Here is an 18,407-nt window from a genome sequence, read left to right as displayed (position 1 = left end):
CCCGAACAAGGAGAAATCCGTGCTCTACACCGGCAAGTCCATCCTCGACGTGGCGAACGCCCACCGTTTCGCCATCCCGGCTTTCAACATCAGCGATTGGGCGATGTTCACCGGGATCATGGACATCAGCGAGGAGAAGAACGCTCCGGTCATCATCGCGATCCACCCCGACGAGGTCTCGCACATCACCACCGACCTCCTCCCCGCGATGCACGCCCGCGCGCACCGCTCGAGCGTTCCCGTCGCCATCCACTGGGACCACGGCGGAACGTACGAGCAGATCGTCCAGGCGATCCAGGCCGGCTTCACCTCGGTCATGATCGACGCCTCGCTCGAGCCCTTCGAGCAGAACGTCGCCCTGACGCGGAAGGTCGTCGAGGCCGCTCACGCGGTCGGCGTGCAGGTCGAGGGCGAGCTCGGCACCATCGGCGCGAACGACAGCTACGGCGAGTCCGGTGCCGCCGAGATCATCTACACCAACGTCGACGACGCCGTGCGCTTCGTCGAGCAGACCGGGGTCGACAGCCTCGCCATCGCCATCGGCACCTCGCACGGGCTCTACCCCGCCGAGAAGAACCCCGAGCTGCGCCACGACCTGCTCGAGCAGATCAAGGCGGCGGTCGGCATCCCGCTCGTGCTGCACGGCGGGTCGAGCAACCCCGACGGCGAGCTGAGCCGCGCGGTCGAGCTGGGCGTGAACAAGATCAACATCTCGAGCGACATCAAGGTGGCCTACCACGACCGCATGCGCGAGGTGCTCGGCACCGACCGCCGTCTGCGCGAGCCCAATGCGATCCAGCCCGAGTGCATCGCGGCGATGAAGGTCACGGCCGCCGAGAAGATCGACCTGTTCGGCGCAGCCGGCAAGGCCGACCTGTACTGAGCGGAACGGAGACCAGCGTCATGGGGCAAGACCTCGTCCTCGGACTCGGCGGGACCGTCGACTACGAGATCCGGTGGGATGCCGCGGTGCTCGAGGCCCTGGCCGCGGAGCACGGCATCCGTCTCGACGAGTTGACCACCACGACGCCCATCATCGACGAGCGCGCGCTCGTCGTGACGGTGCTCGCCTTCCTCGCCACGGGTGGGGGAGGCGAGCGCTTCGTGCTGACCTCGGACATCGTGGAACGCTTCGCCGCGCACTTCGACAAGGCCGTCACCCTGGGCGGCACGGGGGTGCGGGCGGGGATCGCCCTCGACCGCATCGGCGTTCCCACGGTGCAGCACCTCGTCAGCATCGACGACACCGTTCGGCGGCTCCTCCCGGCGTCGATGAGGATCGTCTCGTCGGCGACCCGCGACACCCTCGACCCGCACCTGATCGTGCAGTACCCCGAGGGTGCGACCGTGCGGGTCGTCGACGGGGCGGTGACCGCTCCGGCATCCAACCGACTCATCTTCGCCAACGACGCGCCCAACCGCGAGATGGCGATCGCCGACGGACTCGGCGACGCTCTCGAGGGGGCTGCGGCGTTCCTCGTCTCGGGCTTCAACACGATGCAGGATGCCGACCTGCTCGAGGCCCGGCTCGACGACCTGGCCGCGGCCATGCAGCGCCTTCCCGCCGACGCTCTCGTCTACTACGAGGACGCGGGCTTCTACCGCCGTGAGTTCTCGGCGCACGTACGCAGGCGTCTGCTCGAGCGCGTCGACGTGTACGGCATGAACGAAGACGAACTCCAGGAGTACCTGGGGCGGTCCGTCGACCTGCTCTCGCCCGACGACGTCGGGGCGGCGCTCGCCGAGGCGCACCACCTCATCCCGGCGCGGGCGCTGATCGTGCACACGAAGTACTGGGCGCTCGCCGTCGGTCCCTCGGCCGCCCGGCACGCGGCTGGACTCGAGAGCGCCGTGCGCACCGCCGCGACGCGCTACCGGCTCGGCGACGCGTGCACCGCCGCCGACCTCGACGTCACGGCGGGTCTCGGTCGCCACCCCGGGGGAACCGCGGTCGTCGCTGCGCTCCGACGAAGCGGTCGGGCGGTCGGCGTGCCCGCGTATCTCATCGATACCGCCGACCCCACGACGATCGGCCTGGGCGACACGTTCGTCGGTGGATTCCTCGCCGCGGTTCCGGCCGCTGCGCGGTATGCGACGGCGGCGGCTCTGGATCGCGCTCTCGACGCGGTGGGGGGACGGCCGGGCTGAGGCGCTACGGCCCCGACACCTTCATCGCGCCGCCGTGTCGGCATCCGGGTCCGAGAACGGTCCGCACGCGGCGATCACGCGGCGCAGGCTCACCGCGGCCTCCCACGCGTCGAGGGGCTCCTCGTGCGCGTCGAGCGACCGCAGGCTCCCGGTGTAGCGGGTCAGGGACTCTTCCGCCTCGCGCAGCTGATCGGTGGTCGCCACGGGCTCGGGGGGCGTCGTGACCAGTCGCGAGACCGCGTCGATCGCGTCGGCGAGGAGGCGTCGCGCCTCGGCAGGCAGGCGGGCGTCGACGTCGGGGCCGGCGGTGAGTCGCGCCAACGCAGCGGCCAGTTCTCTGGTCGCGTCCGCCGTGCCGGTCAGGGCGTCCAGACGGCGCCGACCGAGGTCGCGCGGAGTCTTCGCGCGGCGGCCGCGCGGGTTGTAGCGGCGGCTCTCGTCGGCGAGGTCGACCTCTTCGCGGACCTCGACGAGGGTGCCCTCGAGGGCTGCGGTCGCCCGGTCGGCGGCCTCCGGGTCGAAGGCGCGACCCGCGATCGACGACGACATGGCCCGCAGCGCCTGGCCCAGGGCGTCGCGGAGCTGACTCAGCCGACCATCGGCCTTCTCCACCCGCAGCGGTGGCACGACCAGCAGGTTCACCACGACCCCCACCACGACGCCGAAGGCCATCGTCACGAGGTACGACACCGAGTACCCGTCGGGGTCGGCGCCGCCCAGCAGCAGCACGAACAGCCCCGCGATCGCCACCCAGTCCCGCCCGACGCCGAGGGCGCGAACGCCCGCGAGCAGTACGCCGATCAGGATGACGGCCGCCACGGCGACGATGCGGGGCAGGCCGGTGGCCACGACGGCGAGGCTGACGAGACCCAGGCCGATTCCGAGCGCGAGACCGACCACGGCCTGCGCACCGCTCGAGGCGGAGCGCGCGACGGTGGGGTACATGCTCACGAGCACGCCGAGCGGTGCGTAGTACGAGTATTCGCTCTGCGCGAGAGGGACGAGAGGGGCGAGATACCAGGCCAGGGCCGCAGCTGCGGCGGTCTTGGCCGCGAGCAGCAGTCGGTCGGCGGTGATCGCGTCGGACCACCATCGCCGAGGATCCAGGGCGGCGGGGGCGATCATGGGCGGGGGGCGCTCGGGCGAGTCGACACCCTCCCATGCTCGGCGTCGCCGCCCGGGCCGTCGCGGGGGTTGCCCCCACGGGGTCGCCGGGTTAGGGCTCAGCGTCCGGGGCGATACGCGTCCCACAGAACGCGCGCGTGGCGAGCCTTCGCGCGCTCGACACCGTCCTCGTCGTGGCGGGCGGCGCTGATCCACTCCGCAAGGCGACTGGCGATGGCCCCCAGCACCATACTCAGGTCGGCGTGCGCGGCGGGGGGTACCGCGGCCTCGGCCGCCGGCATCCGTCCCTTCGGTGCGAGTTCGTCGTCGACGTGCTGCCGCACGAGGCGAGCGACCCCGACGGCGTGACTGTTGACGACGCAGTGTGCGGCGCCCTCGATCTCCCATCGCCGAGCCGTGCGGGCGCGGGCGACGAGGCGCGAGTGCAGGCGGCGGGGAGAGGGGCGGTCGTACTCGCCTCGGATGAGCAGCAGCGTCGCTCGTCCCTCGCCGATGCGGTCCGAGATGCGATAGCGCAGCATGTGCGGTAGCGCCTCGAAGAAATAGAGGAACCCGCACAGCAGGTAGGCCGACACCGCGAGCAGCGCGATGTGGATCGATTCCCGCGCGGTCGACTGGACGAATCTGACGCCCTGTACGAGAGCCGTGGACTCGGCCTCGTCGACGACCGGGCTCACCAGCACCGCGTGCGAGAGGCCGGGCCGCCGAGCCAGCACCTCGGTGACCACCTGCGTCCCCATCGAGTGCCCGATCAGCACGGGATCGTCGAGTCGGTAGTGGTCGAGCACCCCTTCGACCTGGTCGGCGAAGAAGGCGGCGGTGGGGGACTGCCCGGATGCCGGCACCCCGCCGAATCCCGGAAGATCGAGGGCGTACACCTCGCCCTCCTCGGCGAGCAGGGGCGCGAGGAACTCGAAGTACGTCGAGGCGACGCCGATGCCGGCGATGAGCACGAACGACCGCCCGGTGCCCGCGTTCGTCGACACGCGCGTCACGCGCGTGCGGGAGGAGCCTTGTCGATACGTCTGAACGTCGACGTCGGCGGGACGCGAAGTTTCGGGCATCGACCCAGGATGCCGTACGTGCCTGGACGACCTGTCAATCCCGGTGCCGGTGTCGCAGGCTCCGCTTAGCCTTCGAGCATGAGCGATACCTCCCGTGAAGAAGAGACCTTGGGTGCCGTCCGCGAAGGCGACAACCCCGCCGAAAAGGATCCGTCCGACTGGGTGACCGGTGACGAGCCGATGACCGCCCCGCAGCGCAGTTACCTCGACACGCTCGCGCGCGAGGCAGGCGAGGAGATCCCTGCCGACCTGACCAAGGCGGAGGCCTCGGAGCAGATCGACCGCCTCCAGAACGAGACCGGTCGCGCAACCGAGTGACCCTCGAGGCGTCCCACCGCCTGCTCGTCAGGACGTGTGGGACGTCTCTGCGTCTGCGGAGATCGCGTCGATGTCCTGCTGTTCTCCGCGGGCGATGTCGTCGAGGAAGTCGGCGACGATGCGTCGCTCCGCGGGACCGAGGCGCTGAGCCGCTGCGGCGGCCGAGACGCTTCGCACCGAGAGGATGCGTCGTGCGGGCGAATCGGCGCTGATCGTCTCACGAACCACGATGGATCGGCGATCGCCCGGGTACGGCTCTCGTTCGACCCATCCGGCGTCGGCGAGTCTGTCGATGAGCGCGGTGGTCGCCGCAGACGAGATGCCCAGCATCGACGCCAGGATCCTCGGCGTCACGGGTTCGTCGTCGGGGGAGCGCTGCAGCAGGAACCGCAGCACCTTGGCGTCGTTGGGGCCGATGCCGAGGGAGTACAGCGCGTGCCGCTCGGAGGCGACACCGGAGTCGGTGAGGTCGTTGAGAGCCTTGACCACGTCGTCGGCGGACGTCGCGTCGTTCATCTCTCCTCCTCAGGTGTCTCGATGCCCTAGTGTCTTCGATGCCGATCAAATAGGTAACCGTTGGATCTCCATCGTACCCGTCCCTCACGCGAACCGGCAGGGGGCTGGACGCGGACCGTGGCGTAGGATGCCCAGGTGGAGACAGGGCCCGAGTCGAGCTACTGGTACGGCGCGAGTGACGAGGATCGTCGCCGCCGTGCGGTCGAGGTCCTCCAGGCCTTCCGCGTCTACCGCGCTGCCGAAGTCGCGATGCGTCGGCGTACGCGCGAATCGATGTCGATGGGCGAGAACGAGCTGCTCGTCCTGCGCTACCTCATCCGGGCCGCCGGGCAGAACCGCCAGGTGTCGCCGAGCGAGCTCACTCGGTACCTGGGCGTGTCCACGGCCTCGACGACGGCCATCGTCGACCGTCTCGAGAAGACCGGCCACGTCACGCGTGTTCCGCACCCCACCGATCGGCGGAGCATTTTCATCGTCGCGACCGCCGCGAGCGATGAAGAAGTGCGCGCGACTCTCGGATCGATGCACGCTCGCATGATGGCGGCTGTCGTCGACATGAGCCCCGAAGAGAGCGCGGCGGTGATCGCCTGCCTGGGCCGGCTGCAAGATGCCGTCGACCAGGTCGATGCGCACCCGGTCGAGGCCGGGGTCGAACGCAACTAGGTAGGTAGCCCGCCTTCTTACCGTCGAAGCATTAGGCGGCTCATTCCCGGCGTGAAAGCATGGGGACATGGATGACCAGGTGCGCGGTGCGGCCTCGGTCGCGCCCGCCGCGACGGGACCTCGCGCCGAGATCGTGCACGAGATCGACGGGGTCGAAGTGACCTCGTTCCGCGCCGTGGTGGCGCGCCTGCGGGCGGAGTACCCCCTCGAGGATCCGATCCACGTCGAGGCCGTCGTGCTCCGCGAGTGGGAGGCCTTCTCTGCCGGTCGGCCCCTCGTGGTGCCCACCCCGGTCGAAGAGGGCGCGCGCGAGATCCTCGAACAGGCCGTCGCCTGAGTTACGGGCCGGACGGCTCCGGTTCGTCGACGAGCAGCAGGCCGCCGGACGAGTTCGCCGAGGTCGCGAGCGCTTCGATCCATGCGCGGCTCAGGAGCGCGGGCTCCGGTTCGTCGAAGACGAAGCGCAACGGAATCGAGGGGTGCAGCCAGACGGTGCTGCGCCCCACTTCTTGGTCGGGCCCGTGCGTCCACGACAGGGTGAAGCTTTCGCCGCGGCGCAGTTTGGTCGCGATGACGACCTTGACGTGCGCCAGAGCACGGTCCTCGATCTCGATCGGCGTCGCGATGTCGCCGTAGTAGAGCGTTCCCACACACGTACGTTAGCCGTGCATCGAACCACCCTCGGCGGGGGTTGATCCGAGCGCGGTGACGTGGCATCCAGGAAAGCGGCTCGACGTGCGTTCCTCGGATAGGCTCGGACGCATGGGCAGATTCATCTACGACACCGTTGCCAACGCGGTCGACATCGATGACCGCACGCTTGCGCACCTGCGCATCGTCGTGATGAACAAGCTTCGACGCTCCGAGTCGTTCATGTTCGACGTCGAGGTCGGCGACGGCAGCGGTCGCCGCAGTTTCTGGATGCACCCCTCGGTGCCGATCCAGTTCCACTTCTACGGCAGCCGTCAGCCTCGTATCAACCGCGTCTGGGTCGAAGACCTGATGCTCGCGGCATCCGGCCCCAACGGCCTGGCGATCACGCCGGAGCCGAGCGAGGACGCCCTCGTCGAAGAGGGCTGAGCGCTAGCTTCTCTCGGCCTCGGCCGTCGGAGAGATGTCCTCGGGGACGAGCATGATGCCGCCCGAGGAGTTCGCGGAGTCGGCCAACCGCTCGATCCACTCCCGGCTGAGCGTGGTCGGTTCGCTGTTGTCGAAGACGAAACGCAGGGGAATCGCCGGGTGCAGCCAGAGGGTGCTGCGTCCGCGCTCCTCGTCGTCGCGGTGCCGCCACGACAGCGTGAAGCTCTCGCCGCGGCGCAGTTTCGTCGAGATGACGACTTTGAGGTGGGCCAGGGCGCGGTCCTCGATGTGGACGGTCGTCCCGCTGCCACCGTAGTGAATGGTCCCCATGATGCCCACGATACGCCAGACCCCGCCGCCGATACGCGGCGAGATGCCAGGTGTCAAGACCGCCGGGCGTGGCGGCGGCGCCTGGCACAGTAGCCATATTTCACGGAAGGAGGGCGCCGTGACCAATCCCCCCGGTCCTCGGCATCCCGAATCGTGGAACGACCCGGACGACCTTCCGGACGTGTTCCAGGGCTTGATCGGAATCGACGTCATCGACGGCGAGCTGGTTCCCCGAGCGACGGCCGAACCACCCCGAGCGTGATGCTCCCAGCGGCCTCGTAGTCGGGTTCGCTACGGTCGAGACCATGCCGGACCCGCTGGAAGAACAGCAGATCACCGTCTCGAGCGCGGCTTTGAGGGCGATGCGCGACGAGTTCCAACGCTTCCTCATGGAGTACCGCTTCGGGCTGGCCGAGGTCGAGACCAAGATCTCGATCCTGCGCGAAGAGTTCCAGGAGATGCACGCGTACAACCCGATCGAGCACGTCTCGAGCCGCGTGAAGTCGCCGGACAGCCTGGTCGACAAGGTTCGTCGCAAGGGCATCGAGACCGACTTCGATTCGATCCGCGCCGGCATCACCGACATCGCCGGCATCCGCGTCACGTGCAGTTTCATCGACGACGCGTACCGGCTCTCCAACCTGTTGACGCGTCAGGACGACATCACCGTGCGCGACGTCAAGGACTACATCGCCCACCCGAAGGCGAACGGCTACAAGAGCCTGCACGTGATCGTGGAGGTGCCGGTCTTCCTGTCGACCGGTCGCGTCGACGTGCCGGTAGAGGTGCAGTTCCGCACGATCGCCATGGACTTCTGGGCGAGTCTCGAACACAAGATCTACTACAAGTACGACCGTCTGGTTCCCGACGATCTGCTCGCCGAGCTCAAGGACGCGGCGGACACCGCCGCCGAGCTCGATACCCGCATGGAGCGGCTGCACCGCGAGATCCGCGGCGCGCACCCCGGAGTGGTCTCGCTCTGACGCGGGCGACACAATGGGGTGATGAGCGACGACGACGCCCGCGTGGACGAGGTCGCCGCCGAACTCCTCCTCGTGCCCCCCTCGCGCTTCACCGCGGCCCGCAACGAACGCGCTGCGGCCGAGAGCAGAACTGTCGGGCGACGAGTCGCGAAACTGCGCAAACCCACGGTCGCAGCCTGGGCGGTGAACCTCCTCGTGCGCGACGGGCGACTCGGCGAGGCCGTCGACCTCTCGCGCGCCCTACGTGAGGCGCAGGACGATCTGGATGCCGCGGAGCTCGGGCGGCTGGGGCGTCAGCGCCGGGAGCTGGTCGCGGCCCTCGCCCGCCGGGCGGGGGAGCTCTCCGCCGCGGCGGGGGTCCCGCTGAGCGGGGCGATGTCGGACGCCGTCGAGAAGACCGTGAACGCCGCGGTGGTCGACGCCACGGCCGCGGCCGCCGTCCTGACGGGACGCCTCATCTCGGCGATCGACCTCGCCGAGCTGCGGGACGGGGCGCTCGGAGAGGCCGTCGCCGGCTCCGTCCCGGACGGCATCCCGCAGGCCGCGCCCTCCCCCGACGATCTCGCCTCCCGTCGAGCGCGCAAGGACGCGGAACGGGTCGTACGGGAGGCGCAGCGCGTGAAGGCCGACGCCGACCGCGAGTATGCCGCCGCCGATCGGCGTGTGGACGCAGCGCGCGAGTCCGCGACCCGCGCCCGCGAGCGTGCAGAGGGTCTTCGCGCCGACCTGGAGCGCGCGGAGAAGAGCGCTGCCGAAGCGGACGCCGCGCTCACCCGGCGCACGACCGAGCGGACCCGCGCTCGCGCTGCCGTGCGGACGGCGGTCGAGGCCGTCGAGCGGGCCGAAGTCGCGCGTGACGAAGGATCCGACCGATGAGCGACTCCTCTCTCTCCGCGATCCTCGACCACGCCCGCGCACGCCTGTCCGACGTTCCGCGCGAGAGGCTCGGCGAGCTGCAGGAGGGCCGACGGCTCCTCGGCATCCCGAGGGCTGCTCGGATCTCGTCGCGCGGAACGGCCTGGCACCTGGGCGTCCTCCTGCTGACCGAGGACGCCCTTCTCGCGACGGGCGACATCGTGCGCTCGCGTCCGGAGGTTCGACGCGGATTCGCGGCGGAGTCACAGCGCCGCCGCGCGGAGCTCTCGGCCGCGGCGGCGAGGGGCGGCGTGCCGGAGGGCGAGACCGTGCACATTGGATGGCAGGCCATCGACATCGCCAGGGTCGGCGCCGCATCGACACCCGTGGCCGTTCGCGACGGGGAGCTCCTCGTCCGATGGAGTGCGGCCGGAGCATTCATGCCATTGGGCCGGTACGTCGATGAGCGCATCGAGCTTCTGCGGCATCCACCGGAGCGGGCGTAGACACCGGCGCGCATAGTCGGGGGTGGAGCGGCTGTCAACAGCCGTGATCGCGGCAGTACCCGGAAACGACGCTGGTCTATCGTGAGCGACGTGCAGCAGGTATGGCCAGGATCCAGTTATCCCCTCGGGGCCACTTACGACGGTAACGGGACGAACTTCGCCCTGTTCAGTGAAGGAGCGGAAAAGGTCGAGCTCTGCCTCTTCGAGGAGGACGGAACGGAGACGTGCTTCGAGCTGATCGACGTCGATGCGTTCGTCTGGCACGCGTACCTTCCCAACGTCCAGCCCGGACAGCGGTACGGCTATCGCGTGCACGGCGAGTACGACCCCGCCAACGGCAAGCGCTTCAATCCCGCCAAACTCCTCCTCGATCCCTACGCCAAGGCCGTCGAGGGTCAGGTCGAGTGGGGGCAGCCCGTCTTCAGCTACGAGTTCGGCGACCCCGATTCGTTCAATGACGAGGATTCCGCCGCCCACATGATGAAGGGCGTGGTGATCAACCCGTTCTTCGACTGGTCGGGCGACCGGCAGCCCAAGATCCCCTACGCCGAGTCGTTCATCTACGAGGCGCACGTGCGCGGCCTCACTCAGCTCCACCCCGACGTCCCCGAGGAACTGCGCGGCACCTATGCCGGCATCGCCCACCCCGCGGTCATCGAGCACCTGCAGAAGCTCGGCATCACCGCCATCGAACTCATGCCCGTCCACCAGTTCGTCAACGACTCCACCCTCGAAGAGAAGGGGTTGTCGAACTACTGGGGCTACAACACGATCGCCTTCCTCGCTCCGCAGAACACCTACTCCTCGACCGGCGACCACGGTCAGCAGGTGCAGGAGTTCAAGGCCATGGTCAAGGCTCTGCACGCGGCGGGTATCGAGGTCATCCTCGACGTGGTCTACAACCACACGGCCGAGGGCAACCACATGGGCCCGACCCTCTCGATGCGCGGCATCGACAACGAGGCGTACTACCGCCTCGAAGACGATGACAAGCGCTATTACACGGACTACACCGGCACAGGCAACAGCTTGAACGTGGGCAACCCCCACACGCTGCAGCTCATCATGGACTCGCTGCGCTACTGGGTGCTCGAGATGCACGTCGACGGCTTCCGTTTCGACCTCGCCTCGACCCTCGCCCGCGAGTTCTACGAGGTCGACCGCCTGGCGGCCTTCTTCGAGCTGGTGCAGCAGGACCCGATCGTCTCGCAGGTCAAGCTCATCGCCGAGCCGTGGGACGTCGGTCCCGGCGGCTACCAGGTCGGCAACTTCCCGCCCCAGTGGACCGAGTGGAACGGCAAGTACCGCGACACCGTGCGCGACTTCTGGCGCGGTGAGCCGCAGGCTCTGGGCGAGTTCGCTTCGCGCCTGACCGGCTCGGCCGACCTGTACGAGCACTCGGGGCGCTTCCCCGTGGCATCCATCAACTTCGTCACCGCGCACGACGGATTCACGCTTCGCGACCTGGTGTCGTACAACGAGAAGCACAACGACGCCAACGGCGAAGACAACAACGACGGCGAGTCGCACAACCGGTCGAGCAACATGGGCGTCGAGGGGCCCACCGATGACCCCGAGGTGCTCAAGCGCCGAGCGCAGCAGCAGCGCAACTTCATCGCGACGCTGCTGCTCAGCCAGGGCGTGCCGATGCTGCTGCACGGCGACGAGCTCGGCCGCACGCAGGGCGGCAACAACAACGGCTACGCGCAGGACAACGAGATCACGTGGGTGGACTGGTCGAGCATCGACACCCCCCTGGTCGAGTTCACCGCGGCTCTGGCTCGCCTGCGCAAGCAGCACCCGACCTTCCGCCGCAGCCGGTTCTTCGACGGCCGCCCCGTGAAGATGGAGGAAGGGGCGCCGATCCCCGACGTGGTGTGGCTGCGTCCCGACGGCTCGCTCATGCAGCCCGAGGACTGGGACAACGGCTTCGGTCTGGCGGTGGGGGTCTTCCTCAACGGTCAGGGCATCCGCGAGCGCGACCGCCGCGGCGAGTCGATCAGCGACGACCACTTCCTCGTGCTGTTCAACGCCGGCGACGACAGGGTCGACTTCCGCCTCCCCGACTTCGAGTACGCCCCCAAGTGGGACGCCTACGTCGACACCGCGGGCGAGCGCGCGAACACCGAGCCGCTCGACCCGGGGCAGACGCTGCCGCTCGAGCCGAAGTCGCTCATCGTGCTGCGCGAGCACCACCTGCCCGAACCGGAGATCGACCACTCGGTCGCGGCCTCCCTCACGGCGCAGATCCAGGTGATCGGGACCGACGACATGCCCGGCCAGGCACCCAAGCCGGAGCTCTGAGTCCCATGCGGCTTCCGCTCTCGACCTATCGCCTGCAGATCCGCGAATCGTTCACCCTCGACGACGCCACCGAGGTCACGGAGTATCTCCGTGACCTCGGGGTCTCGTGGGCGTATCTTTCGCCGATCCTCGAGGCCACACCCGGGTCCGACCACGGCTACGACGTGGTCGATGTCACGCGCGTCGACCCCGCGCGCGGCGGCGCCGAGGGGCTCTCGCGCTTCGTCGATGCCGCTCGCGCCGCGGAGCTCGGCATCCTCGTCGACATCGTGCCCAACCACATGGGCGTCTCGGAGCCGCGCGCGAACGCGTGGTGGTGGGACGTTTTGCGCCAGGGCCGCGCCTCGGCGCACGCCGCGGCGTTCGACATCGATTGGGAGTTCGGTCACGGCAGGCTGCGCGTTCCGATCCTCGGCGCGGACCTGACCGACGAGATCGGCGAGATCACGTACGACCCGACACCGGCCGACGACGCCCCCGACGGGCTGATCCGCTACTACGACCACGTCTTCCCCGTCGCGCCGGGAACAGGGACGGATGCCGCGGCGTCGGGCTCGAGCGAGGCCGTCGCCGCTCTGCTCGACGCGCAGAACTTCGAGCTACGGTTCTGGCAGGACGAGGCGGCCGACCTCAACTACCGCCGTTTCTTCGCCGTGACGACCCTGGCGGGCGTCCGCGTCGAGCTGCCCGAGGTGTTCGACGCCACGCACGCCGAGATCCTGCGCTGGGTGCGCGAGGGCCTCGCCGACGGCCTGCGCGTGGATCACCCCGACGGGCTCGTCGACCCCGGCGGGTACCTCGACCGGCTCGCCGTCGCTCTCGAAGAGGCGGGCGAGGGCGAGGTGGGCTACGTGCTCGGCGAGAAGATCCTCGAGCACGGTGAAGCGCTGCCCTCGTGGTGGAAGACCGCGGGGACGACCGGCTACGACGCTCTCGCCGAAATCGACCGCGTCCTCACCGACCCCGCGGGTGAGTCCGCTCTCGACGCTCTCGACGCGCGGCTGCGCTCCGACAGCGACCTTCCCGCCCTCACCGGCTGGCACGATCTCATCCACGACACGAAGCGCAAGATCGCCGACTCCATCCAGGTCTCGGAGATCCGCCGCCTCGTGCGCGGGCTCCCCGCGGTGCTGCGCGAAGAGTTCGAGGTCGAGGTCCTGCAGGACGCTCTGGCCGAGATCCTCGCGTGCTTCCCGGTGTACCGCTCCTACCTCCCCGCCGGCCGCGCTCACCTCGACGCCGCCGCGGGCGACGCCGAGGTGCGTCGTCCCGAGCTGGGCGACGTGATCGAGAAGCTCGTCCCGGTGCTCGCCGACACGAGCCTCGAGGTCGCCTGGCGTTTCCAGCAGACGACCGGCCCCGTGATGGCCAAGGGCGTCGAGGACACGGCGTTCTACCGTTACACGCGGTTGGGTTCGCTCACCGAGGTGGGCGGCGATCCGGGGGAGTTCTCCCTCGACGTGGCGGGCTTCCACACCGCGCAGGCCCTGCGCCACGCATCGTGGCCCACCGCCATGACCACGTTGTCGACGCACGACACCAAGCGCGGAGAGGACACGCGCGCCCGGATCGCGGTGCTGGCCGAGATCCCGGAGACCTGGGCCGCGCGACTCGAGGAGTTCCGCGGCATCGCCTCGACCGGTCATGGTCCTTTCGACGCGCTGCTCTGGCAGGCGATCGTGGGGGCGTGGCCGGCATCCGCCTCCACGCCCGAGGGCCTGAAGGTCTACCGCGAGCGGCTGCACGCGTACGCCGAGAAGGCGGCGCGCGAGGCGAGCGAGATCACCGGCTGGTGGGAGCAGGACGAGGCCTTCGAGGAGCGCATGCACGCGGTCGTCGACGCGGCCACCGGGCCCGCCGCCGAGCGCGTACGCGCCTTCGTCGACGAGATCTCGCCCGCGGGCTGGTCGAACGGCCTCTCGGCCAAGCTTCTGCAGATCATGGGTCCGGGCGTCCCCGACGTCTACCAGGGCTCCGAGCTGTGGGAGCAGTCGCTCGTCGACCCCGACAACCGTCGCGCGGTGGACTTCGCCGAGCGTCGTCGCCTTCTCGCGTCGATCGACGCTCCGGGGGCTCGTCCTCCGGCGGTGGATGCCACGGGGGCGGCCAAGCTGCTCGTGACCTCGCGCGCCCTGCGTCTTCGTCGGGAGCACCCGCTCGAGATCTACCGTCCGCTGGAGGCGGCCGGTGCGGCTGCCGACCACGTCGTCGCCTTCGACCGCGGCGGAGTGTTCGCGGTCGCGACGCGCCTGCCCCACGGACTGATGGCCGCGGGCGGCTGGCGCGACACGGTGGTGCTGCTGCCGGACACGCCTGTCATCGACGTGCTGACCGGTCGCTCGTTCGCGGGGGGCGCCGTGTCGGTGGCCGACCTGCTCGCGGTCTACCCGGTGGCCCTGCTGATCTTCTGACCCCCGCCTCCCGCCGCGTGAGGGGCCACTCCTTGTCGCCTCACGCGGCGCGGGGCGACACTTTTTGACCCCTCACGCGGAAGGAAACCCCCATGAGCATCGAGGTTTGGGCGCCGAAAGCCTCGCGGGTGCGGGTGCGCCGGCTGAACGACAGCGGCGACACGGTCGTCGAAGACATCGAGATGGAAAGCGCCGCCGACGGCTGGTGGACGGCGCCCGTCGACCTCGCCGATGGCGAGCGGTACGGCTTCGTGCTCGGCGACGGCGACGACCTGCGCCCCGACCCGCGTTCGCGGCGTCAGCCCGGCGGCGTGCACGAGGCGTCGGCCTGGTTCGACCCCTCGGTGTACGCCTGGAACGACGCCGCGTGGACGGGCAGGCAGCTCGCCGGCGGGCTGATCTACGAGCTGCACCTCGGCACCTTCACCCCCGAGGGCACCCTGGATGCCGCGATCGGCCGCCTCGACCACCTCGTCGACCTGGGTGTGACGCATGTCGAGCTGCTGCCGGTGAACGGCTTCAACGGCACGTGGAACTGGGGCTACGACGGGGTGCTCTGGTACACCGTGCACGAGGCCTACGGCGGGCCCGAGGCGTACCAGCGTTTCGTCGACGCCGCGCATGCGGCCGGTCTCGCCGTCATCCAGGACGTCGTCTACAACCACCTCGGTCCCTCGGGCAACTACCTGCCCGAGTTCGGCGAATACCTCCGCGAGGGCAGCCGCAACACGTGGGGCGACTCGGTCAACCTCGACGAAGACGCCGTGCGCGCCTACATCGTCGAGAACGCCCTGATGTGGATGAGCGACTACCACGTCGACGGCCTGCGCCTGGATGCCGTGCACGCACTGCTCGACCACCGCGACCCGCACGTGCTGCAGGAGATCGCCGAACGCACCGACGCCCTGTCGGCTCATCGCGGCATCCCGCTCACCACCATCGCCGAGAGCGACATGAACGACCCGAAGCTGATCCTCCCGCGCGAGGCCGGGGGGTACGGCCTGACCGCGCAGTGGTCGGACGACTGGCATCACACCGCGCACGTGGCCCTGACCGGGGAGACGATCGGCTACTACGAGGATTTCGCCGATCTCGATGCCTTCCGGAAGGTCAGCGAGGGCGGGTTCTTCCACGACGGCACGTACTCGTCCTTCCGCGAGGAGGAGCACGGGAAGCCCATCCCCGAGGACGTGCCGAACTGGCGTCTCGTGACCTTCGCCCAGGACCACGACCAGATCGGCAACCGTGCCGCAGGCGATCGTCTGTCGCAGACACTCGGCTACGACCGACTGGCCGCCGCCGCCGTTCTCACGCTGACCGCGCCCGGCACGCCGATGCTGTTCATGGGCGAGGAGTGGGGCGCCACGACCCCGTGGCAGTTCTTCACCTCGCACCCCGAGCCCGAGCTCGGCAAGGCCACGGCGGAAGGGCGCATCGCCGAGTTCGAGAAGATGGGCTGGGACGAGTCCACCGTCCCCGACCCGCAGGACCCTTCGACCTTCGAGAACTCGAAGCTCGACTGGGACGAGGTCGGCGATGGCGACCACGCCCAACTCCTCGCTCTGTACCGGGAGCTCGCGAAGCTGCGGCGCGAGCGGCCGGAGCTGACCGACCCCTCGCGGGAGGGCCTGTCGGCGAACGCACGAGAAGCCCGGGGCGGGCGCGTGTACGAACTCCGGCGTCGCGACCTCGTCGTGATCGTCAACCTCTCGGAGGTCGAGTCCTCGACGTCGGTGGCATCCGGCGCTCGCGTGCTGCTGGCGACGGCAGAGGGGGTCGTGTTCGACGGCTCCGAGGTGACGGTGCCGGCCGGGGCGAGCGCCATCGTCGGCCCCGCTCTCTGACGCTGCGCCGGACGGCCCCGCCCTCGCACGGGGCGGGGCCGTCTGTCGTTCCCGCGCGGGGTTGACGGCTCCGACGGCGGATGCGAGCGTGGGGTGTACCTCACGAAGGAGCGGAACATGGATGCCGGACTCGTCGCTGCCCTGTCCACCACTGGTCTCGTGGCGATCGCCGCCGCCGTGGTCATCCTCGCCGCGGTCCGACGCTCTGGCGGAGGATGGGGGACTCCCCGTCACCGTCCCGACAGCGAACTCGGCCGCGCTCGTGAGCAGATCCAGCGGCAGATCGACCTCGGCCGCTCCTAATCCGCCGCCGGGTCAGCCGGACACGGCGAACAGGCCCGCGATGCCGAGCGCGTAGAGAACGAGCACGACGAACGAGTCCACGCCCATCCCGATGATCCGTCGCTGCGGGCGGAAGATCAGCCCGACCACGTACACGAGCGTGAGCAGGGCTGCCAGTGCCGTCAGGTAGATGTCGGCGCCGTCGGCCCGCGGGAGGACCGCGGATCCCGAGATGACGGTCGCGAGCAGGAACAGCACGGGCAAGAAGGCGTTGCCGCCGAAGATGTCGCTGATCGCGAGGTTGTCGTCGCCCTGCTTGATCGCCTCAAGGCCCGTCGAGATCTCGGGGAGCGATGTCGCGAGGGCGAGAACGGTGGCGCCGAACAGCACCCCGGACAGGCCGATCTGCGACGACGCCGCATCTCCCGCGCGTTCGAGGACGACACCGGCCACCAGCGTCGCGAGAGCGGAGACCGAGAAGATGATCGCCGCCTTCGTCGTGCTCATCTTCGTGCCGCTGTCCGCCTTCGACGGCTTCGGGCTCGCGTTCGGAGCATGACCGTCCTCGTTCCAGGGCAGGTGCTTTCCGGCGCGCTGCACCAGGATCAGCCCGACGACCCACAGGGCGGCGATGAGGACGACGTCGGGGGTCAGCCGCAGCACCTCGAGTCCGTCCGGCAGCTGGCTTCCGGCGATCACCACGGCCAGCACGGCCACCACGACCAGTCCCTCGAGAACGAGAGTGAGCGACGCCGCGCGGTAAGTGAGCGGCTTCACCCCGCGCCCCCGCTTGCCGAAGGCGTCGAGGATGACGAGCACCACGGTCTGCAGGGCGATTCCACCGAGGATGTTGCCGACGGCCACCTCGAGGTTTCCCGAGACCGCGGCCGACACGGTGATGGCGATCTCGGGGAGATTGGTCGCCACGGCCAGCACGAGCAGACCACCCAGCGCGCTCCCCAGGTGCAGGCGCGCGTCGAGGACGTCGGTGGCCCTGGACAGGTGGATTCCCGCCACCCACACCACGGCGGCGGCGGCGACGAAGACGACGACGAGCAGGGCGAAGGGGAGGGAGTCCACGCACTGATTGAACTCCCGGAACCCTCGGCATCCGCCCCTCTTGCGGGACGGATGCCGAGGGCCTAGGCGGTCAGTCGACGCTCGGGCGGATGAGGCGCAGCACGTTGACGATCACCGGCGGCAGCAGCACGACCGCGGCGACGATCAGTGCGGTGACGCCGATCGGCGCGCTCTGGGGCTCGCCCGTGAAACGCTCGACGGCCAGCCAGCTGAGACCCCAGGCCAGGGCGAGTGCGGGAGTGAGGCGCCACGAGCTCCGCCACGCGATCGCCAGGCCGATGAGAGCCACCACGATGAGGACGGCGATGCCGATGGCATCCGCGGCGTTCTCCCACTCCTTCGGCACGATGGTCGTCAGCCAGGCGGCCGTGTTGGCGACGGTGGCGAGGGTGACCCAGCCGAGGTGGAGGCCCGTGACGGCGTCGATGAGGACGGAGTCGACGACGCCGCCGCGCGGCTCGCGGGTCGAGACGGCGACGCGAAAGGTCCAGCCGAGGGCGGCGAGCAGGAGCGCGATGACCACGACCGTGAGGAACAGCGTGCCGAAGCGGGCCGCGACGAGCCAGAGACCGTTGAGGGTCATCGTCAGGGCGACGAGCCAGCCGAGGGCACGCTGGCGCGGGCTGGTGCGTTGGCCCGGGAGGGCCTGCCAGATCGCGTACGAGATCAGGCCGAGGTAGATGATCGACCAGATCGAGAAGGCGGGACCTGCGGGCGCGAGATACGAGCCGTCGGTGTTGAGCGCGCCGCCCTGCTGATCCTGCACGGCGGAGTTGCCGAAGGCGCCGGCGCCGATCACGGCGGCGATGAGCATGAACGACACCGCGGAGAGGACGACGATTTGACGAGCGAGGTCGCTGCCCCGCCGCTGAGCTGCTGTGTTCATACCCGGAATACT

At 69.6% G+C, this 18,407-nt stretch carries 21 protein-coding genes; 14 read left to right on the top strand and 7 right to left on the bottom strand.

Annotated features, from left to right (window positions below; genetic code table 11):
* The first annotated feature begins 19 nt into the window (after window positions 1-19).
* Together DEU35_RS04485 and DEU35_RS04480 are read left to right on the top strand one after the other, a co-directional pair.
* Window positions 20-883: a ketose-bisphosphate aldolase gene (locus DEU35_RS04485; RefSeq protein ID WP_103206836.1), complete on the top strand. Its 864-nt coding sequence runs from the start codon at window positions 20-22 to the stop codon at window positions 881-883.
* A 20-nt stretch (window positions 884-903) separates the two neighbouring features.
* A complete protein-coding gene (locus DEU35_RS04480; protein WP_116238706.1) occupies window positions 904-2,148 on the top strand; it encodes an ADP-dependent glucokinase/phosphofructokinase in 1,245 nt (414 codons plus the stop codon).
* Window positions 2,149-2,169: 21 nt separating this feature from the next.
* On the opposite strand, the gene DEU35_RS04475 is transcribed toward DEU35_RS04480, so the two are convergent.
* Together DEU35_RS04475 and DEU35_RS04470 are read right to left on the bottom strand one after the other, a co-directional pair.
* The gene (locus DEU35_RS04475) at window positions 2,170-3,273 is read right to left on the bottom strand and encodes an FUSC family protein (RefSeq protein WP_116238705.1); all 1,104 of its coding nucleotides are present in this window, start codon (window positions 3,271-3,273) and stop codon (window positions 2,170-2,172) included.
* 98 nt (window positions 3,274-3,371) lie between these two features.
* Window positions 3,372-4,337 (bottom strand): alpha/beta fold hydrolase, encoded by a 966-nt coding sequence (locus DEU35_RS04470; protein ID WP_116238704.1) that lies wholly within the window; start codon window positions 4,335-4,337, stop codon window positions 3,372-3,374.
* A 78-nt stretch (window positions 4,338-4,415) separates the two neighbouring features.
* On the opposite strand from DEU35_RS04470, the gene DEU35_RS04465 reads away from it, so the two are divergent.
* On the top strand, window positions 4,416-4,655 hold the full coding sequence (locus DEU35_RS04465; protein ID WP_115915964.1) for a DUF3072 domain-containing protein: 240 nt from the start codon (window positions 4,416-4,418) through the stop codon (window positions 4,653-4,655).
* Window positions 4,656-4,682: 27 nt separating this feature from the next.
* Here the strand turns inward: DEU35_RS04465 and DEU35_RS04460 are convergent, their stop codons facing one another.
* Window positions 4,683-5,171, bottom strand: a complete 489-nt coding sequence (locus tag DEU35_RS04460) for a MarR family winged helix-turn-helix transcriptional regulator (RefSeq protein ID WP_103206831.1) — start codon at window positions 5,169-5,171, stop codon at window positions 4,683-4,685.
* A 135-nt stretch (window positions 5,172-5,306) separates the two neighbouring features.
* Here DEU35_RS04460 and DEU35_RS04455 point away from each other — a divergent pair, with 135 nt between their 5' ends.
* Window positions 5,307-5,834: a MarR family winged helix-turn-helix transcriptional regulator gene (locus tag DEU35_RS04455; RefSeq protein WP_103206830.1), complete on the top strand. Its 528-nt coding sequence runs from the start codon at window positions 5,307-5,309 to the stop codon at window positions 5,832-5,834.
* A 67-nt stretch (window positions 5,835-5,901) separates the two neighbouring features.
* Window positions 5,902-6,171 (top strand): three-helix bundle dimerization domain-containing protein, encoded by a 270-nt coding sequence (locus DEU35_RS04450; RefSeq protein WP_116238703.1) that lies wholly within the window; start codon window positions 5,902-5,904, stop codon window positions 6,169-6,171.
* Window position 6,172: 1 nt separating this feature from the next.
* Here the strand turns inward: DEU35_RS04450 and DEU35_RS04445 are convergent, their stop codons facing one another.
* Window positions 6,173-6,484, bottom strand: a complete 312-nt coding sequence (locus tag DEU35_RS04445; RefSeq protein WP_116238702.1) for a hypothetical protein — start codon at window positions 6,482-6,484, stop codon at window positions 6,173-6,175.
* Window positions 6,485-6,596: 112 nt separating this feature from the next.
* On the opposite strand from DEU35_RS04445, the gene DEU35_RS04440 reads away from it, so the two are divergent.
* Window positions 6,597-6,914 (top strand): hypothetical protein, encoded by a 318-nt coding sequence (locus DEU35_RS04440; protein WP_056226105.1) that lies wholly within the window; start codon window positions 6,597-6,599, stop codon window positions 6,912-6,914.
* A gap of 3 nt (window positions 6,915-6,917) precedes the next feature.
* Here DEU35_RS04440 and DEU35_RS04435 read toward each other — a convergent pair whose 3' ends face one another.
* Entirely contained in the window at window positions 6,918-7,244 is a 327-nt protein-coding gene (locus DEU35_RS04435; RefSeq protein ID WP_103206827.1) for a hypothetical protein, read from the bottom strand.
* A 118-nt stretch (window positions 7,245-7,362) separates the two neighbouring features.
* Between DEU35_RS04435 and DEU35_RS16995 the strand changes: the two genes are divergently transcribed.
* The 8 genes from DEU35_RS16995 to DEU35_RS04400 all read left to right on the top strand — a co-directional run bounded on the left by DEU35_RS16995 (window position 7,363) and on the right by DEU35_RS04400 (window position 16,450).
* A complete protein-coding gene (locus tag DEU35_RS16995; RefSeq protein WP_170210644.1) occupies window positions 7,363-7,506 on the top strand; it encodes a hypothetical protein in 144 nt (47 codons plus the stop codon).
* Window positions 7,507-7,549: 43 nt separating this feature from the next.
* Window positions 7,550-8,227: a GTP pyrophosphokinase family protein gene (locus tag DEU35_RS04430; protein ID WP_103206826.1), complete on the top strand. Its 678-nt coding sequence runs from the start codon at window positions 7,550-7,552 to the stop codon at window positions 8,225-8,227.
* A gap of 21 nt (window positions 8,228-8,248) precedes the next feature.
* Complete coding sequence (locus DEU35_RS04425; protein ID WP_103207097.1) at window positions 8,249-9,103, top strand: transposase; 855 nt, start codon at window positions 8,249-8,251, stop codon at window positions 9,101-9,103.
* Window positions 9,100-9,588 carry a glutaminase gene (locus tag DEU35_RS04420; RefSeq protein ID WP_116238701.1) on the top strand — a complete coding sequence of 163 codons (489 nt, stop codon included), beginning with the start codon at window positions 9,100-9,102 and terminating at the stop codon, window positions 9,586-9,588. Before DEU35_RS04425 ends, DEU35_RS04420 begins: the two co-directional genes overlap by 4 nt.
* Window positions 9,589-9,669: 81 nt before the next feature.
* On the top strand, window positions 9,670-11,892 hold the full coding sequence (gene glgX, locus DEU35_RS04415) for a glycogen debranching protein GlgX (RefSeq protein WP_258027870.1): 2,223 nt from the start codon (window positions 9,670-9,672) through the stop codon (window positions 11,890-11,892).
* A 5-nt stretch (window positions 11,893-11,897) separates the two neighbouring features.
* Complete coding sequence (gene treY / locus DEU35_RS04410; RefSeq protein WP_116238700.1) at window positions 11,898-14,303, top strand: malto-oligosyltrehalose synthase; 2,406 nt, start codon at window positions 11,898-11,900, stop codon at window positions 14,301-14,303.
* A gap of 92 nt (window positions 14,304-14,395) precedes the next feature.
* A complete protein-coding gene (treZ, locus tag DEU35_RS04405; RefSeq protein WP_116238699.1) occupies window positions 14,396-16,147 on the top strand; it encodes a malto-oligosyltrehalose trehalohydrolase in 1,752 nt (583 codons plus the stop codon).
* A gap of 117 nt (window positions 16,148-16,264) precedes the next feature.
* A complete protein-coding gene (locus DEU35_RS04400) occupies window positions 16,265-16,450 on the top strand; it encodes a hypothetical protein (RefSeq protein ID WP_103206822.1) in 186 nt (61 codons plus the stop codon).
* A 12-nt stretch (window positions 16,451-16,462) separates the two neighbouring features.
* On the opposite strand, the gene DEU35_RS04395 is transcribed toward DEU35_RS04400, so the two are convergent.
* Both DEU35_RS04395 and DEU35_RS04390 read right to left on the bottom strand, forming a co-directional pair.
* Complete coding sequence (locus DEU35_RS04395) at window positions 16,463-17,509, bottom strand: sodium:calcium antiporter (protein ID WP_116238697.1); 1,047 nt, start codon at window positions 17,507-17,509, stop codon at window positions 16,463-16,465.
* A gap of 70 nt (window positions 17,510-17,579) precedes the next feature.
* Entirely contained in the window at window positions 17,580-18,395 is an 816-nt protein-coding gene (locus DEU35_RS04390; RefSeq protein WP_103206820.1) for a TspO/MBR family protein, read from the bottom strand.
* Window positions 18,396-18,407: the final 12 nt, after the last annotated feature.

Origin of the sequence: Microbacterium sp. AG157 (genome assembly GCF_003385695.1) — a bacterium.
GTDB lineage: Bacteria > Actinomycetota > Actinomycetes > Actinomycetales > Microbacteriaceae > Microbacterium > Microbacterium testaceum.
This window is presented reverse-complemented; position numbering and strand designations above follow the sequence as displayed.

Excerpts from the sequence above, each read along its gene's own strand:
- DEU35_RS04480 (WP_116238706.1), top strand. The coding sequence starts at position 904 with ATGGGGCAAGACCTCGTCCTCGGACTCGGCGGGACCGTCGACTACGAG.
- DEU35_RS04475 (WP_116238705.1), bottom strand. The coding sequence starts at position 3,273 with ATGATCGCCCCCGCCGCCCTGGATCCTCGGCGATGGTGGTCCGACGCG.
- DEU35_RS04470 (WP_116238704.1), bottom strand. The coding sequence starts at position 4,337 with ATGCCCGAAACTTCGCGTCCCGCCGACGTCGACGTTCAGACGTATCGA.
- DEU35_RS04465 (WP_115915964.1), top strand. The coding sequence starts at position 4,416 with ATGAGCGATACCTCCCGTGAAGAAGAGACCTTGGGTGCCGTCCGCGAA.
- DEU35_RS04460 (WP_103206831.1), bottom strand. The coding sequence starts at position 5,171 with ATGAACGACGCGACGTCCGCCGACGACGTGGTCAAGGCTCTCAACGAC.
- DEU35_RS04450 (WP_116238703.1), top strand. The coding sequence starts at position 5,902 with ATGGATGACCAGGTGCGCGGTGCGGCCTCGGTCGCGCCCGCCGCGACG.
- DEU35_RS04440 (WP_056226105.1), top strand. The coding sequence starts at position 6,597 with ATGGGCAGATTCATCTACGACACCGTTGCCAACGCGGTCGACATCGAT.
- DEU35_RS04435 (WP_103206827.1), bottom strand. The coding sequence starts at position 7,244 with ATGGGGACCATTCACTACGGTGGCAGCGGGACGACCGTCCACATCGAG.
- DEU35_RS04430 (WP_103206826.1), top strand. The coding sequence starts at position 7,550 with ATGCCGGACCCGCTGGAAGAACAGCAGATCACCGTCTCGAGCGCGGCT.
- DEU35_RS04425 (WP_103207097.1), top strand. The coding sequence starts at position 8,249 with ATGAGCGACGACGACGCCCGCGTGGACGAGGTCGCCGCCGAACTCCTC.
- DEU35_RS04420 (WP_116238701.1), top strand. The coding sequence starts at position 9,100 with ATGAGCGACTCCTCTCTCTCCGCGATCCTCGACCACGCCCGCGCACGC.
- treY (WP_116238700.1), top strand. The coding sequence starts at position 11,898 with ATGCGGCTTCCGCTCTCGACCTATCGCCTGCAGATCCGCGAATCGTTC.
- treZ (WP_116238699.1), top strand. The coding sequence starts at position 14,396 with ATGAGCATCGAGGTTTGGGCGCCGAAAGCCTCGCGGGTGCGGGTGCGC.
- DEU35_RS04400 (WP_103206822.1), top strand. The coding sequence starts at position 16,265 with ATGGATGCCGGACTCGTCGCTGCCCTGTCCACCACTGGTCTCGTGGCG.
- DEU35_RS04390 (WP_103206820.1), bottom strand. The coding sequence starts at position 18,395 with ATGAACACAGCAGCTCAGCGGCGGGGCAGCGACCTCGCTCGTCAAATC.